Raw genomic sequence first — 14,455 nt, 5'->3', positions numbered from 1 at the left:
ATACTTGCGCGCTATTTGAGGAGCAGTCCATGGTCGAAGATGTAGAAATCAACCGCCTCTACTGGCACAGCCGCCGTGGCATGCTGGAGTTGGATGTGTTGCTGGTGCCGTTCACTAAAGAAGTGTACGCGACGCTGGATAAGGTAGACCGCGATCTCTATGTGCGGCTGCTGACGTGCGAAGACCAGGACATGTTCGGTTGGTTCATGGAACGCGCCGAATCTGAAGACCCGGAGTTGCAGCGCATGGTTCGGATGATCCTGGATCGTGTCCAGCCCAAGTAATCGCTTCGAATGCCGCTGGCAGGCCTCACGGCTGTTGCTGGCGGCGTACCTGCTTGCCCAGTTGTTCGCGCTGGGTGCCTTGCTGTTTATCGATTTGCCCTTCGCAAGCCTTGGCATTCTGGTGTGCCTGGCCCATGCCGCCTGGGTGTTGCCGCGTCATATCCTGCTGACTCACCGTTCGTCGATTCGTGGCCTGCGCCGTGACGAAGATGGCTGGCAATTGTTCAGTGCCGAGCGCGGCTGGCACAGCGTACAGCTGCGTCCGGACAGCCTGGCGTTGCCGCTGATCGTGGTGCTGCGCTATCGGGTGCAGGGCGAGTGGTGGGTGCGTTCGGTCTGTGTGCCGATGGATTCGCAGGTCGCCGATGTGCACCGACGCCTGCGGGTGCGCTTGAAGTTCAGTCGCCGTAGGTGGCTGGCACCAGAATAGTGTCGCGGGCTTCGGGCAGCATCTGCGGGTAGTCGAGGGTGTAATGCAGGCCGCGGCTTTCCTTGCGTTCCATGGCTGAGCGGATCATCAACTCGGCAACCTGGGCCAGGTTGCGCAACTCGATCAGGTCGCGGCTGACTTTGTAGTTGCTGTAGAACTCGTCGATTTCGTCCAGTAGCAAACGCACGCGGTGTTGAGCCCGTGCCAGGCGCTTATTGGTGCGCACAATGCCTACGTAGTCCCACATGAAGCGCCGCAGTTCGTCCCAGTTGTGGGCGATGATCACGTCTTCGTCGGAGTCGGTCACCTGGCTGGCGTCCCAGCGCGGCAGGGCAGCGGGCACCGGGATGCGGGGTAGCTGTTCAAGGATGTCGGTGGCCGCCGAGCGTGCGTAGACGAAACATTCGAGCAGCGAGTTGCTGGCCATGCGATTGGCGCCGTGCAGGCCGGTGAAGCTGGTTTCGCCGATCGCATACAGGCCGGGCACGTCGGTGCGACCGTGTTGGTCGACCATCACGCCACCGCAGGTGTAGTGCGCGGCCGGGACCACCGGGATCGGGCCTTTGGTGATATCGATGTTGAACGCCAGGCAGCGCTCATAGACGGTGGGAAAGTGCGTCTTGATGAAGGCTTCGGGTTTGTGGCTGATGTCGAGGTAGACGCAGTCGATGCCCAGGCGCTTCATTTCGTGGTCGATGGCGCGGGCCACGATATCCCGTGGCGCCAGTTCGGCGCGGGGGTCGAAGCGCTGCATGAAGCGCTCGCCGTTGGGAAGTTTCAGGTGCGCACCTTCACCGCGCAGGGCTTCGGTGATGAGGAAGCTCTTGGCTTGCGGGTGATACAGGCAGGTGGGGTGGAACTGGTTGAATTCCAGATTGGCCACCCGACAGCCTGAACGCCAGGCCATGGCGATACCGTCACCGCAGGCGCCGTCGGGGTTGCTGGTATAGAGGTAGACCTTGGCGGCACCGCCTGAGGCGAGAATGGTGAAGCGTGCGCCGTAGGTGTCCACTTCGCCACTGGCGCGGTTGAGCACGTAGGCGCCGAGGCAGCGTTCGCCGTCCAGGCCCAGACGCTTTTCGGTGATCAGGTCGACGGCGACGCGTTGCTCCAGCAATTCGATGTTGGGGCGTTGGCGGGCTTGCTCGAGCAGGGTCTTGAAGATGGCGGCGCCAGTAGCATCGGCGGCGTGGATGATGCGGCGATGGCTGTGGCCACCTTCGCGGGTCAGGTGGAACTCGAATCCGCCGTCATCGCTGCCCGCGTGTTCGTCGCGGGTGAACGGCACGCCCTGGTCGATCAGCCATTGGATGGCTTCGCGGCTATGCTCGACGGTGAAGCGCACCGCGTCCTCGTTGCACAGGCCGCCGCCGGCGTTAAGGGTGTCTTCGACGTGGGATTGCACTGTGTCGGTGTCGTCCAGTACCGCGGCGACACCGCCTTGGGCCCAGAATGTCGAGCCATTGGCCAGGTCGCCCTTGCTCAGGACCGCAATGCGCAGGTGGCTGGGGAGGGTGAGTGCCAGGCTCAAGCCGGCCGCACCGCTACCGATCACCAGGACATCGTGTTGAAACTGTTGGCTCATTTGAAGGATTCCGCAAAAAGCGATCCAAAGGGCTGGCGCAAACAGGACGCCTGGATCGGCGAATCAAAGGGTCACACGGGCCACTAGTATATAGAGGGGGGGAGCGGCACAATAGTCGGGCATTCGTAGCAAAGTGAAATTACGGTGCACAGCTGGGGTCATATGGGCCGGCTATTGAGATTGGAACTTTTTGCATGAGCCCCGACTCAATAGCAGGTTGCCCGAAAGCTGGGAAAACGTTGAGTTTATTGGCCCGTCGGGAGCATTGGACGCGTCAGAAAACCGGCGACAAGATTATTCGCGCAGCCGGCCTAGCCCGTGCTGCGTTTTTCGTGTGTGCCAAATCAGTGCATGCCGGAAACTTGCTTGGAGGGGGAGAACTTTTGCGAGAAGTCCTAGTCTATGTTTGCAAGCCTGATCGTTTAGTTATGCAAGCCTCCTGTGAGTACAACGAGGAGTGTTCATGCTAACCCAGGAAGAGGATCAGCAGCTGGTCGAGCGCGTTCAACGTGGCGACAAGCGAGCATTTGATCTGCTAGTGCTGAAATACCAGCACAAAATTCTCGGGTTGATCGTGCGGTTTGTGCACGACACCCATGAAGCGCAGGACGTTGCACAGGAAGCCTTTATCAAGGCGTACCGTGCACTTGGCAATTTTCGCGGTGACAGTGCGTTTTACACGTGGCTGTACCGCATCGCCATTAACACGGCGAAGAACTATCTGGTGTCTCGCGGCCGCCGCCCACCGGACAGTGATGTAAGTTCAGAAGATGCAGAATTTTACGATGGTGATCACGGCCTCAAAGATCTCGAGTCGCCGGAACGTGCTTTGCTGCGCGACGAGATCGAAGGCACCGTTCATCGCACTATTCAGCAACTGCCAGAAGATTTGCGTACGGCGTTAACTTTACGTGAATTCGATGGTCTCAGTTACGAAGACATTGCGAGCGTCATGCAATGTCCGGTGGGGACTGTAAGGTCACGGATTTTCCGGGCCCGGGAAGCCATCGACAAAGCCTTGCAACCGTTGTTGCAGGAAAACTAAAGACAGCGGCGACAGCCAAGAGAGGAACCGCCATGAGTCGTGATGCCCTGCAGGAATCGCTGTCCGCAGTGATGGATAACGAAGCGGATGAACTGGAACTTCGTCGGGTGCTCAACGCATTTGATGATGCCGAAACCCGTGATACCTGGTCTCGTTACCAAGTCGCTCGGGCGGTGATGCACAAGGATCTTTTAATCCCTCGTCTGGATATTGCTGCGGCCGTTTCTGCCGCGTTGGCCGATGAAGCCGTTCCGGCAAAAGCTGCTCGTGGTCCATGGCGTAGCCTGGGTCGCCTGGCAGTAGCTGCCTCGGTGACTGTTGCCGTGTTGGCCGGTGTTCGCCTGTACAACCAGGACGAAATTGCCGGTGCCGAACTGGCCCAGCAGACTCAGCAACCGGTCATGGCCGGTCCGCAAGTCAAAGGCCCAGCGGTACTGGCCGGCTACAAGGAAAGCTCTGATGCCACCGGCCCTATGGCCAACGGCGTACTTCAAGGGCAATCCGGTTGGCAGGACCAGCGTCTTCCAGGCTACCTGCGCCAACACGCACAGGAATCGGCCTTGAAAGGCACTGAAAGCGCTCTGCCATACGCTCGTGCAGCCAGCCTGGAAAACCGCTAAACCGCTAAGGGGCCCTATGCGCGCCATACCGCTCCTTACGCTTTTGCTCAGTGGTTGTTTTGCACTATCCGCCCATGCCGACGAAGCCCAAGACTGGCTGACTCGACTTGGGCGTGCAGAACAGCAGCAAAGCTTTGCAGGTACGTTCGTCTACGAGCGTAACGGCAGTTTCTCTACCCATGACATCTGGCATCGCGTCCAAGACGGTCACGTCCGCGAGCGGCTGTTGCAACTCGACGGCTCTGCCCAGGAACTGGTGCGCGTAGATGGACGCACGCAGTGTGTCAGTGGCACCTTGGTTGCCGGCCTTGGCAACTCGCCTGATGCGCCTTCGCGCGCTCTGGATCCGCAAAAACTAACTCAATTCTACGAACTGGCCGTCATTGGCAAATCTCGCGTGGCCGGTCGGAATGCGGTGATTGTGTCAATTACTCCCCGTGATCAATACCGATATGGCTTTGAGTTGCACCTGGATCGTGAAACCGCGCTGCCGCTAAAGTCCCTGTTACTCAATGAGCAGGGTCAGTTGTTGGAGCGCTTCCAGTTCACTCGACTGAACACTTCGGCTGCGCCATCAGATCATGACTTACTGCCCAGCAGCGAATGCTCACCTGTGGCTGTTTCCAGCACCAAAGCACCCGAGGTGCCCGCCACCCACGCATGGCATCTGGACTGGTTGCCTCCAGGTTTTCAGCTCACCAACAGCGTCTCGCGAAAAGATACTCAGACCCACGCCACTGTCGACAGTCTGATGTACGACGACGGGCTTGCACGTTTCTCAGTGTTTCTTGAGTCCACCGACGGTGCGAGTGTGAGCGAAACACGCACGCAGCTTGGCCCAACTGTGGCCGTGTCGCGCCGTCTGAACACGGTCGATGGCGAAGTCATGGTGACGGTTGTAGGCGAAATCCCCATCGGCACCGCCGAACGCATCGCGCTGTCGGTGCGCGGCGAAAAGACCGCCGCCAAGCCATGAGTCGTTAATCCTATGTTCATCCTGACCTTTCAATGTGAGCCTTTGCGCGGTTGGGGGCTGAGAGCATGAAATTTCTGGATCAGTATTTTCACTTGCAAAACATCCCCATGTTTTTTATAGGTCAGAGCTTGTCGGCTCTGACCTTATTTTGTTCGCGGAACAAAAATGCCGGTCGAAGTTTTCGGCGTTTCTTGAACCCTGTCGCTCAACCCTGCTCGTCGTAACGGGAGCTGTATGTCGATACCACGTTTGAAGTCTTACCTAACCATAGTCGCCACGGTATTGGTGCTGGGTCAGGCAGTGTCCGCGCAAGCGGCCGAGCTGCCTGACTTCACCCAATTGGTGGAGCAGGCTTCGCCTGCCGTGGTGAATATCAGTACCACGCAGAAGCTGCCGGATCGCAAAGTCTCGAACCAGCAGATGCCTGACCTGGAAGGCTTGCCGCCCATGCTGCGCGAGTTCTTTGAGCGCGGTATGCCGCAACAACGCTCCCCGCGTGGCGGCGGTGGCGGGCAGCGTGAGGCGCAGTCCCTGGGCTCGGGCTTCATTATTTCGCCAGACGGCTACATCCTCACCAATAACCATGTGATTGCCGACGCTGACGAAATTCTCGTGCGCCTGGCCGACCGCAGTGAGTTGAAAGCCAAGCTGGTGGGCACCGATCCGCGTTCCGACGTGGCTTTGCTGAAAATCGAAGGTAAAGACCTGCCCGTACTGAAACTGGGTAAATCCCAGGACCTTAAAGCCGGGCAATGGGTGGTTGCGATCGGTTCACCGTTTGGCTTCGACCATACCGTGACCCAGGGTATCGTCAGCGCCATCGGTCGCAGCCTGCCAAATGAAAACTACGTACCGTTCATCCAGACCGACGTGCCGATCAACCCGGGTAACTCCGGTGGTCCGCTGTTCAACCTGGCGGGCGAAGTGGTGGGGATCAACTCGCAGATCTACACCCGTTCCGGTGGTTTCATGGGCGTGTCCTTCGCCATCCCGATCGACGTGGCCATGGACGTTTCCAACCAGCTCAAAAGCGGCGGCAAAGTCAGCCGTGGCTGGTTGGGTGTGGTGATCCAGGAAGTGAACAAAGACCTGGCTGAATCGTTCGGCCTCGACAAGCCGGCCGGTGCCTTGGTCGCGCAGATTCAGGACGACGGCCCGGCTGCCAAGGGCGGCCTGCAAGTGGGCGACGTGATCCTGAGCATGAATGGCCAGCCGATCGTCATGTCCGCCGACCTGCCGCATCTGGTAGGCGCTCTGAAAGCCGGCAGCAAAGCCAAGCTGGAAGTGATTCGTGACGGCAAGCGCCAGACCGTTGAGCTGACCGTCGGCGCGATCCCGGAAGAGGGTGCAACCCTGGACGCACTGGGCAACGCCAAGCCAGGCGTTGAGCGCAGCAGCAATCGCTTGGGCATTGCCGTGGTTGAGTTGACCGACGAGCAGAAGAAGAGCTTCGACCTCAAGAGCGGTGTTGTGATCAAAGAAGTCCAGGACGGCCCAGCCGCCTTGATCGGTCTGCAGCCGGGCGACGTGATCACCCACCTGAACAACCAGGCGATCAACTCCACCAAGGAATTCACCGACATCGCCAAAGCGTTGCCGAAGAATCGCTCGGTGTCGATGCGCGTGCTGCGTCAGGGCCGTGCAAGCTTCATCACCTTCAAGCTGGCCGAGTAATCCGCTAGCTCAATAAAAAGCCCCGCTTTCGGTTACCGAAAGCGGGGCTTTTTTGTGGGCGATGGTTTTAGCTCATCATCCCTTTCACCAAGCGTTCCTGTTCGATCAGCTCACGCTGGCGCGCGTCGATACGCGAGGACAGTGGGAAGTTGTTGCCGGCCCGGCGCTTGGCAAAGTCCAATTGCTGAATGGCCTGCTTGAAGTCACCCACCAAAGCAAAGTACTCGGCGCGTGCCTGATGCAGACCAATGATATTGCCGGACAGGCCGCGAGTCTCTGCCACCTGGTACCACACATCCGGATCATCGGGGCGCGACTTGAGCAACCCGTCCAATGCCTTTTCAGCATCGGCCGTACGGTTCTGCTTGAGCAGCACATCTATGCGAATCTGATTAAGCGGATAGCTGCCGGGGTACTGGGCCAGCATCCGGTCAGTACGTTGCTGGGCATCCGGCAGGCGGTTGCTGTCGATATCCAACTCGATCTGCGCCAGGTTGTAGGTAATGTCGTTGGGCGCCTTGGCCAGCAGCGGCTGCAAGCTTTCCCGTGCCTCTTTGAACTGGGTACCCTTGATCTGCGCGATGGCCAGGCCATAACGCGCTATATCGTTTTTCGGGTTCTCGTCCAATTGCGCCTGAAAGCGCTTGGCGGCCAGCCCCGGCGTGTCTTCGTATTGCAACTGCACCCGTGCGCGAATCAGTTGGTAGCGCAAGCTGTCTTCCTTGCCGCCCTGCTTGGCTTGTTCGGCACGGTTGCGGGTGTCGGCGATCCGCGACTCGGTCACCGGGTGAGTCAGCAAAAACTCCGGTGGCTTGGCATCGAAACGGTATTGGCGCATCAGGCGTTCGAACATCGTCGGCATGGAGCGTGGGTCGTAACCGGCTTTTTCCAGGTTGAGGATGCCGATACGGTCAGCCTCTTGTTCGTTCTGGCGCGAAAACCTGCGCTGTTCCTGGATAGCTGCCGCCTGGCTGCCCGCAATCGCGGCAATGCCAGCATCACCTGCACCCGCTGCCGCCGCGATAATGCCGCCGAGCAGGGCGGCCATCATCGGAATCTGCATGCGCGACTGCGCTTCCACACCTCGCGCGAAGTGACGTTGGGACAGGTGAGCCAATTCGTGAGCGAGTACCGAGGCATATTCGCCTTCAGTCTGAGCATTCAGGAACAAGCCGCCGTTAACCCCTACAATCCCGCCGGGTGCGGCAAAGGCGTTGAGTTGCGGGCTGTCGATGAGGATGAACTCCAGGCGTCGGTCATTCACCTGGCTGGTCTCCACCAGCTTGTACACGCTGGTTTCGACGTAATCCTTGAGCTGCGGGTCATTGAGTTGCGAGACCTGGCCTCGCAGGTAGGCCAGCCATGCGCGGCCCAGTTGGAATTCCTGTTGCGGCGAGACAATGGCAGAACTGGCGTCGCCGAGTGACGGCAGGTCGTCAGCGAAGGCCGGGGAGGCCAGCAGGCAAGCCAGCGTCAGCAGGGTAGGGCGCAAAAAAGTCATGCACAAAGCCTTTCGACAAAGAGCTTACTGTAGCCGGACACTGAGCTTCGGACCAGATATTCTAAGCACTCCAAACGCATGCCCGGAGCAAACCGATGACCAACGCTGTAGCCTTTGACGCCGAACTCGATGCCAGTGGCCTCAATTGCCCGCTGCCCTTGCTCAAGGCCAAGCTGGAACTCAACCGCTTGGCCAGCGGTGCCGTGCTCAAGGTGATCGCCACGGACGCAGGCTCCCAGCGCGATTTTCGCACCTTTGCCAAGCTGGCCGGGCACACCCTGCTGCACGAAGAAGATGCCGCCGGTGTGTACCGTTACTGGTTGCGCAAGGCCTGAACTGTTCGCCCCCACCGCCCGAGGTTGATTGATGTTCAAAGTGTTGCGAGACTGGATTCAGCGCTATTTTTCCGATGAAGAAGCGGTGGTGCTGGCCGTCCTGCTATTCCTGGCTTTTACCGCCGTGCTCACCTTGGGCGGCATGCTGGCGCCAGTATTGGCGGGTATGGTGCTGGCCTACCTGATGCAAGGTTTGGTCACTACCCTGGAACGTCTGCGTTTGCCCGGCGGTGTGGCGGTAGGGCTGGTCTTTGCCCTGTTCATGGGGCTGTTGGTGGTGTTTATCGTCGTGGTGCTGCCATTGCTGTGGCATCAGTTGATCACCTTGTTCAACGAGTTGCCGGGCATGCTCGCCAAGTGGCAATCGCTGTTGCTGCTGTTGCCGGAGCGTTATCCACACCTGGTATCGGACGAGCAGGTGTTGCAGGCCATTGAAGTGGCGCGCGGCGAGATCGGAAAGTTCGGACAATGGGCGCTGACTTTTTCCCTGTCCAGCCTGCCGCTCCTGGTCAACATCATGATCTACCTGGTGCTGGTGCCGATCCTGGTGTTCTTCTTCCTCAAGGACCGCGCAATGATCGGCCGCTGGGTCAGCGGCTATCTGCCGCGTGAACGGGCGCTGATCACCCGAGTGGCCGAAGAAATGAACCGGCAGATTGCCAACTATATTCGCGGCAAGGTCATTGAGATTGTGATCTGTGGCGGCGTCACCTACATCGCGTTTGTCGCGCTCGGGCTGAACTACGCGGCGCTGCTCGCCTTGCTGGTGGGTGTATCGGTGGTAGTGCCGTATGTGGGCGCGGTGGTGGTGACCGTGCCGGTGATGTTGATCGCGTTGTTCCAGTGGGGCTGGAGCGACCAGTTCATCTACCTGATGGCGGTGTACGGGATTATCCAGACCCTGGATGGCAACGTGCTGGTGCCGCTGCTGTTCTCGGAGGCCGTCAACCTGCACCCGGTGGCGATCATCTGCGCGGTGCTGTTGTTTGGAGGGCTGTGGGGGTTTTGGGGCGTGTTCTTTGCAATCCCGCTGGCGACGCTGTTCAAGGCCGTACTGGATGCGTGGCCGCGGCAAGAGCCGGTGGTGGCGCCGCTTTTGTAACAGCAACCTTATTGTGGCGAGGGGGCTTGCTCCCTTTGGGTTGCGTAGCGGCCCCGTAAAAGCGGGAGCGCTTCGCACTCCAACGCGAGCAAGCTCGCTCGCCACAACAAGCTCGCTCGCCACAGCAAGCTGGTTCAGCAGGGGTCAAGCTTTATTCAATGCCTGTGCCGCCGCCAACACCGCATCCACATGGCCCGGCACTTTCACACCTCGCCATTCCTGACGCAGCACGCCATCCTTGTCGATCAGGAACGTGCTTCGGTCCACGCCCAGGTATTCCTTGCCATACAGCTTCTTCAGCTTGATCACATCAAACAGCTGGCAAACCGCTTCGTCCTTGTCGCTGATCAGCTCGAAGGGGAATTCCTGCTTGGCCTTGAAGTTCTCGTGGGACTTCACGCTGTCTCGCGACAAGCCAAACACTTCGGTATTGGCAGCCTTGAACGCGGCGTACTGGTCACGAAAACCCTGACCCTCGGTGGTGCAACCCGGGGTGCTGTCCTTTGGGTAGAAGTAGATCACCACTTGCTTGCCCTTGAGGGCTGCAAGGCTGAACGTCTGGCCGCTGGTGGCCTGGGCTTCGAAATCGGCCACGGGTTTGTCGATGGCTACCGGCATAGGTACTTCCTTACATTGGGTTCTGTGGGCGCCATGGCTCGATCAGTGCGTCGAGGTTCAGGGCATCGGCGAAATCCAGGAATTGGTCACGCAGCCAACTGATCTGCACGCCGGCCGGCAAGGTCACGGTGAACGTGGCGTTGAGCATGGTGCCGCCGGTTTGCGGTGCCTGGTAGGTGTCGCAGGTCAGGTTTTCCAGCTCGACGTTGTGGTCGATGAAAAACTGGCACAGCTCATTGACGATGTCCGAGCGGTAGGCCGAGCTGACATACGCCACATAAGGCAGGGCCTGCGGGCGGTTTTCCAGGGCGGCGCTGCGCACGACGTTGACGGTGAAGTTGTGCTTCTTGGCCAGGCCCGGCAGGCCGGTTTCGAGGCGCGCCAGGGCGTCCCAGCTGCCGGAGATCTGCAGCACCAACGCGCTGCACTCGCCGTGGCGGGTGAGGCGGGAGGTCACGACGGCGCAGCGGTTCTCATGGCTGGCGCGGCACAGGACGTTGGTCAGCTCCATGGGGTTGGCGCCGAGGGCACTGATAACAAGGAATTGTTCGCGAACTGTGGGGGTGGACATGCAGCCTTCCTAAAGCGATGAGCGGTCGATACTGTGTGGGCCGTATCGATCAAAGGATGAAGGGTAGCGAAAACCATCGCCAAGGGCTAGGAGGTGGCGTTTTCATTACGCGATCGGTCTGATTTCAGCGTGCTTCAAGCCGCGCTTTGGCCCAATGATGGCATTGCCCGTCGTTTAGTTGCCCCAGAACGCATCCTCAGGCGGTACTTCGCTTGTACAAGCATCTTGGCGCCAGTACCATTACGGCTCTCTTTTTCCGGCAGGAGCGGTTGCATGATTGCGGGCAGTATGGTGGCACTGGTCACACCCATGGATGCACAAGGTCATCTCGACTGGGACAGCCTTGGCAAACTGGTGGACTTCCACCTGCAAGAAGGCACCAACGCCATCGTGGCGGTCGGCACCACAGGTGAATCGGCCACCCTTGATGTGGAAGAACACATCCAGGTCATCGAGTTCGTGGTCAAGCGCGTGGCGGGCCGCATTGCCGTAATCGCCGGCACAGGCGCCAACTCGACGCGTGAAGCGATCGAGCTGACCAAGAACGCCAAGAAAGCCGGCGCCGATGCCTGCCTGCTGGTAACCCCGTACTACAACAAGCCGACCCAGGAAGGCTTGTACCAGCACTTCAAGGCCATCGCCGAAGCCGTCGACATCCCGCAGATCCTCTACAACGTTCCTGGCCGCACGGCCTGTGACATGAAGGCCGAGACCGTGATCCGCCTGTCCACCGTGCCGAACATTATCGGCATCAAGGAAGCTACCGGCGACCTGCAGCGCGCCAAGGACATCCTGGCCGGCGTGAGCAGCGACTTCCTGGTGTATTCCGGTGACGACGCCACGGCGGTCGAGCTGATCCTGCTGGGCGGCAAAGGCAACATCTCGGTGACCGCCAACGTCGCGCCACGCGCCATGAGCGACATGTGCGCCGCCGCCATCGCCGGTGACGCCGTAAAAGCCCGTGCGATCCACGAGCAACTGATGCCGCTCAACAAGACACTGTTTATTGAATCCAACCCTATTCCCGTGAAATGGGCACTGTTTGAGATGGGCTTGATGCCGGACGGTATCCGTCTGCCGCTCACCCGGCTCAGCGAAGCCTGTCACGAACCGCTGCGACAGGCCCTGCGCCAGTCCGGCGTCCTGGTTTAATTGAGGAAGCACTACGCATGAAGCGATTGGCCGGACTTTCCGCACTTGCCTTGATTATCTCCAGCACCAGTGGCTGCGGTTGGGTATGGGGCCCGGAAGGCTACTTCCGTGACCGCGGCAGCGATTACCTGGAAGCCCAAGCAACCAAACCGATGCAACTGCCGCCGGACGTCAACGTCGCCAAGCGCCTTGACCCGTTGTTGCCGATTCCGCGCAACGTCGCCGATGACACCACCAAGGGCGAGTACGTAGTGCCACGCCCGCAGCCGATCTCGGCCGTGGCGGACACCAGCGACTACAGCCTGCAAAAGAGCGGCGACAACCGCTGGATCATGGCCCAACGCCCACCGGCTGAAGTCTGGCCAGTGGCGGTGCAGTTCTTCCAGGACAACGGTTTCAGCATTGATCAACAACGCCCGCAAACCGGTGAGTTCACCACGGCATGGCAGCACGGCAGCGAACTGTCCGCCAGCATGGCCAAGCGCCTGCAGGCGAGCGGTGTAGCGCCCGACAGCGAAGCCCGTGTGCGTGTGCGCATCGAGCCAGGCGTGCAGCGCAATACCAGTGAAGTCTACGTGGTGAGCGCCGAGCGTCCTGCCGGCAGCACTGCCAACGTCGATTTCACCCCGCGTTCGGTCAACATGGGCGTAGACGCCGCGTTGGTCGACGAGATGCTGGCCAGCATGAGCCGTATCTCCGAGAAGGGCGGTTCGGTTTCCCTGCTCGCCGCCGGTAACTTCGACACGCCTAACCGCGTCAGCCTCACCGAAGACGGCAGCGGCAACGTGGTGCTCACCCTGGGTGAAGACCTCGACCGTGCCTGGGCCAGTGTTGGCCGTGCGTTGGAGCAAGGTCCATGGCGCGTTGAAGACATCAACCGCAGCCTGGGCCTGTACTACATCAACGTAGCGGAAAAGGCCGAGAAGAAAGACGACGAGCCAGGTTTCTTCGGCAAGTTGTTCGGCAGCAAGCCGACCAAGGAAGAGATCGAAACACGTGCCGAGCGTTACCAGGTTCGTTTGAGCAAGGTGGGCGAGAGCGTACAAGTGACCGTCGAGAAGAACATCAACACCGTTGCGCCGGCTGAAACAGCGCGCAAAGTGTTGGGCGTGATTCAGGACAACCTGGGCTGACCCGATGCGTTTTGCCGTTCTCGGCAGCGGTAGCCAAGGGAACGGCACGCTGGTCGCACATGACGACACGTATGTGCTGGTGGATTGTGGTTTCTCGTTAAAAGAAACCGAGCGGCGCCTGCTGCGCCTGGGGGTTCACCCCTCGCAGCTGAGCGCAATTGTGGTGACCCACGAACATGCCGACCACGTGCATGGCGTGGGTTTGCTGTCTCGGCGCTACAATCTTCCGGTGTACCTGAGTCGCGGCACCTTGCGCGGGATGCGCAAACCCATAGAACCCGCAGGCTTCCTGGCCGGTGGCGAGACGCTGCAGATCGGTGCGTTGAGCATTGACGTAGTTGCCGTAGCGCACGACGCCCAGGAACCGACGCAGTATGTATTCAGTGGCGGTCAGCGGCGTTTCGGCGTGCTCACCGACCTGGGCTCCTACTGCTCCAAGGTGCTGGACGGTTACCGTGACCTCGATGCCTTGATGATCGAGTCCAACCACTGCCGCGACCTGCTGGCACGTGGTCATTACCCCTACTTTCTCAAGCAGCGGGTAGGCGGCGAACTGGGACATTTGAACAACCACCAGGCGGCGTACCTGGTGTATGAGTTGGGCTGGCAAGACTTGCAACACCTGGTCCTGGCCCACCTGAGCAGCAAGAACAACCTGCCTGCGCTTGCGCGGCAATGTTTTGTCGACACCCTTGGGTGCGACCCGGACTGGCTGCAACTGGCCGATCAAGATTCAGGGCTCGACTGGCGACACATCGCCTAGCCCACCATTTAGCAAGCGGAGCCCATCATGGAAAAACGTGAAGAACTCTACCGCGGCAAAGCCAAGTCGGTATACAAGACCGACGACGCCAACCGCCTGATCCTGCTGTTTCGCAACGACACCTCGGCGTTCGACGGCAAGCGCATCGAACAGCTTGATCGCAAAGGCATGGTGAACAACAAGTTCAACGCCTTCATCATGCAAAAACTCGAAGCGGCCGGCATTCCGACCCAATTCGACAAACTGCTGGGCGATAACGAGTGCCTGGTCAAGAAGCTCGACATGATCCCGGTCGAATGCGTCGTGCGTAACTACGCCGCCGGCAGCCTGGTCAAGCGCCTGGGCGTGGAAGAGGGCCTCAAGCTCAACCCTTACACGTTCGAGCTGTTCCTGAAGGACGACGCCAAGGGCGACCCGTTCATCAACGAATCCCACGTGGTGGCATTCGGCTGGGGCACCGCTGAGCAACTGGTACGCATGAAAGAGTTGTCCCTCAAGGTCAACGACGTGCTGAGCAAGCTGTTCGACGACGCAGGCCTGCTGCTGGTCGACTTCAAACTCGAATTCGGCGTGTTCCACGACGGCACCATCGTCCTGGGCGACGAATTCAGCCCGGACGGCTGCCGCCTGTGGGACAAAGCCACCAAGAAAAAGATGGACAAAGAC

16 protein-coding genes are annotated in these 14,455 nt (G+C 59.7%); 12 read left to right on the top strand and 4 right to left on the bottom strand.

Annotation, left to right across the window (positions count from 1 at the left end):
• The first annotated feature begins 29 nt into the window (after positions 1 to 29).
• Together GIW28_RS20500 and GIW28_RS20495 are read left to right on the top strand one after the other, a co-directional pair.
• Positions 30 to 284: an FAD assembly factor SdhE gene (locus tag GIW28_RS20500; protein ID WP_017736358.1), complete on the top strand. Its 255-nt coding sequence runs from the start codon at positions 30 to 32 to the stop codon at positions 282 to 284.
• On the top strand, positions 268 to 714 hold the full coding sequence (locus GIW28_RS20495) for a hypothetical protein (RefSeq protein WP_017137327.1): 447 nt from the start codon (positions 268 to 270) through the stop codon (positions 712 to 714). Before GIW28_RS20500 ends, GIW28_RS20495 begins: the two co-directional genes overlap by 17 nt.
• Here the strand turns inward: GIW28_RS20495 and nadB are convergent.
• Positions 683 to 2,299 (bottom strand): L-aspartate oxidase, encoded by a 1,617-nt coding sequence (nadB, locus tag GIW28_RS20490; protein ID WP_017137328.1) that lies wholly within the window; start codon positions 2,297 to 2,299, stop codon positions 683 to 685. The genes GIW28_RS20495 and nadB overlap by 32 nt on opposite strands.
• Before the next feature lie 463 nt (positions 2,300 to 2,762).
• On the opposite strand from nadB, the gene rpoE reads away from it, so the two are divergent.
• From rpoE to GIW28_RS20470, 4 genes are all read left to right on the top strand, one after another.
• On the top strand, positions 2,763 to 3,344 hold the full coding sequence (gene rpoE / locus GIW28_RS20485) for an RNA polymerase sigma factor RpoE (protein WP_003172477.1): 582 nt from the start codon (positions 2,763 to 2,765) through the stop codon (positions 3,342 to 3,344).
• A gap of 32 nt (positions 3,345 to 3,376) precedes the next feature.
• Positions 3,377 to 3,964 (top strand): sigma-E factor negative regulatory protein, encoded by a 588-nt coding sequence (locus tag GIW28_RS20480; RefSeq protein WP_034096393.1) that lies wholly within the window; start codon positions 3,377 to 3,379, stop codon positions 3,962 to 3,964.
• Between the two features lie 16 nt (positions 3,965 to 3,980).
• Complete coding sequence (locus GIW28_RS20475) at positions 3,981 to 4,940, top strand: MucB/RseB C-terminal domain-containing protein (protein ID WP_099548637.1); 960 nt, start codon at positions 3,981 to 3,983, stop codon at positions 4,938 to 4,940.
• A 234-nt stretch (positions 4,941 to 5,174) separates the two neighbouring features.
• On the top strand, positions 5,175 to 6,614 hold the full coding sequence (locus tag GIW28_RS20470; protein WP_017137331.1) for a DegQ family serine endoprotease: 1,440 nt from the start codon (positions 5,175 to 5,177) through the stop codon (positions 6,612 to 6,614).
• A gap of 67 nt (positions 6,615 to 6,681) precedes the next feature.
• On the opposite strand, the gene GIW28_RS20465 is transcribed toward GIW28_RS20470, so the two are convergent.
• The gene (locus GIW28_RS20465) at positions 6,682 to 8,115 is read right to left on the bottom strand and encodes a M48 family metalloprotease (RefSeq protein WP_017137332.1); all 1,434 of its coding nucleotides are present in this window, start codon (positions 8,113 to 8,115) and stop codon (positions 6,682 to 6,684) included.
• A 95-nt stretch (positions 8,116 to 8,210) separates the two neighbouring features.
• Between GIW28_RS20465 and GIW28_RS20460 the strand changes: the two genes are divergently transcribed.
• Positions 8,211 to 8,450: a sulfurtransferase TusA family protein gene (locus GIW28_RS20460; protein ID WP_017137333.1), complete on the top strand. Its 240-nt coding sequence runs from the start codon at positions 8,211 to 8,213 to the stop codon at positions 8,448 to 8,450.
• 31 nt (positions 8,451 to 8,481) lie between these two features.
• The gene (locus GIW28_RS20455; RefSeq protein WP_017137334.1) at positions 8,482 to 9,552 is read left to right on the top strand and encodes an AI-2E family transporter; all 1,071 of its coding nucleotides are present in this window, start codon (positions 8,482 to 8,484) and stop codon (positions 9,550 to 9,552) included.
• Positions 9,553 to 9,696: 144 nt separating this feature from the next.
• Here the strand turns inward: GIW28_RS20455 and GIW28_RS20450 are convergent, their stop codons facing one another.
• Entirely contained in the window at positions 9,697 to 10,170 is a 474-nt protein-coding gene (locus GIW28_RS20450; RefSeq protein ID WP_017137335.1) for a peroxiredoxin, read from the bottom strand.
• Between the two features lie 10 nt (positions 10,171 to 10,180).
• Complete coding sequence (locus GIW28_RS20445) at positions 10,181 to 10,741, bottom strand: glycine cleavage system protein R (protein WP_017137336.1); 561 nt, start codon at positions 10,739 to 10,741, stop codon at positions 10,181 to 10,183.
• A gap of 273 nt (positions 10,742 to 11,014) precedes the next feature.
• On the opposite strand from GIW28_RS20445, the gene dapA reads away from it, so the two are divergent.
• The 4 genes from dapA to purC all read left to right on the top strand — a co-directional run.
• Complete coding sequence (gene dapA, locus GIW28_RS20440) at positions 11,015 to 11,893, top strand: 4-hydroxy-tetrahydrodipicolinate synthase (RefSeq protein WP_017137337.1); 879 nt, start codon at positions 11,015 to 11,017, stop codon at positions 11,891 to 11,893.
• A 17-nt stretch (positions 11,894 to 11,910) separates the two neighbouring features.
• Positions 11,911 to 13,026: an outer membrane protein assembly factor BamC gene (gene bamC / locus GIW28_RS20435; RefSeq protein WP_017137338.1), complete on the top strand. Its 1,116-nt coding sequence runs from the start codon at positions 11,911 to 11,913 to the stop codon at positions 13,024 to 13,026.
• Positions 13,027 to 13,030: 4 nt separating this feature from the next.
• Complete coding sequence (locus GIW28_RS20430) at positions 13,031 to 13,789, top strand: MBL fold metallo-hydrolase (RefSeq protein WP_017137339.1); 759 nt, start codon at positions 13,031 to 13,033, stop codon at positions 13,787 to 13,789.
• 27 nt (positions 13,790 to 13,816) lie between these two features.
• Positions 13,817 to 14,455 (top strand): phosphoribosylaminoimidazolesuccinocarboxamide synthase (purC, locus tag GIW28_RS20425; protein ID WP_236490407.1); only part of this gene is annotated, 639 nt, incomplete at its 3' end.

The organism is Pseudomonas sp. PA-5-4B (assembly GCF_021606215.1).
Taxonomy (GTDB): domain Bacteria; phylum Pseudomonadota; class Gammaproteobacteria; order Pseudomonadales; family Pseudomonadaceae; genus Aquipseudomonas; species Aquipseudomonas edaphica.
This window is presented reverse-complemented; position numbering and strand designations above follow the sequence as displayed.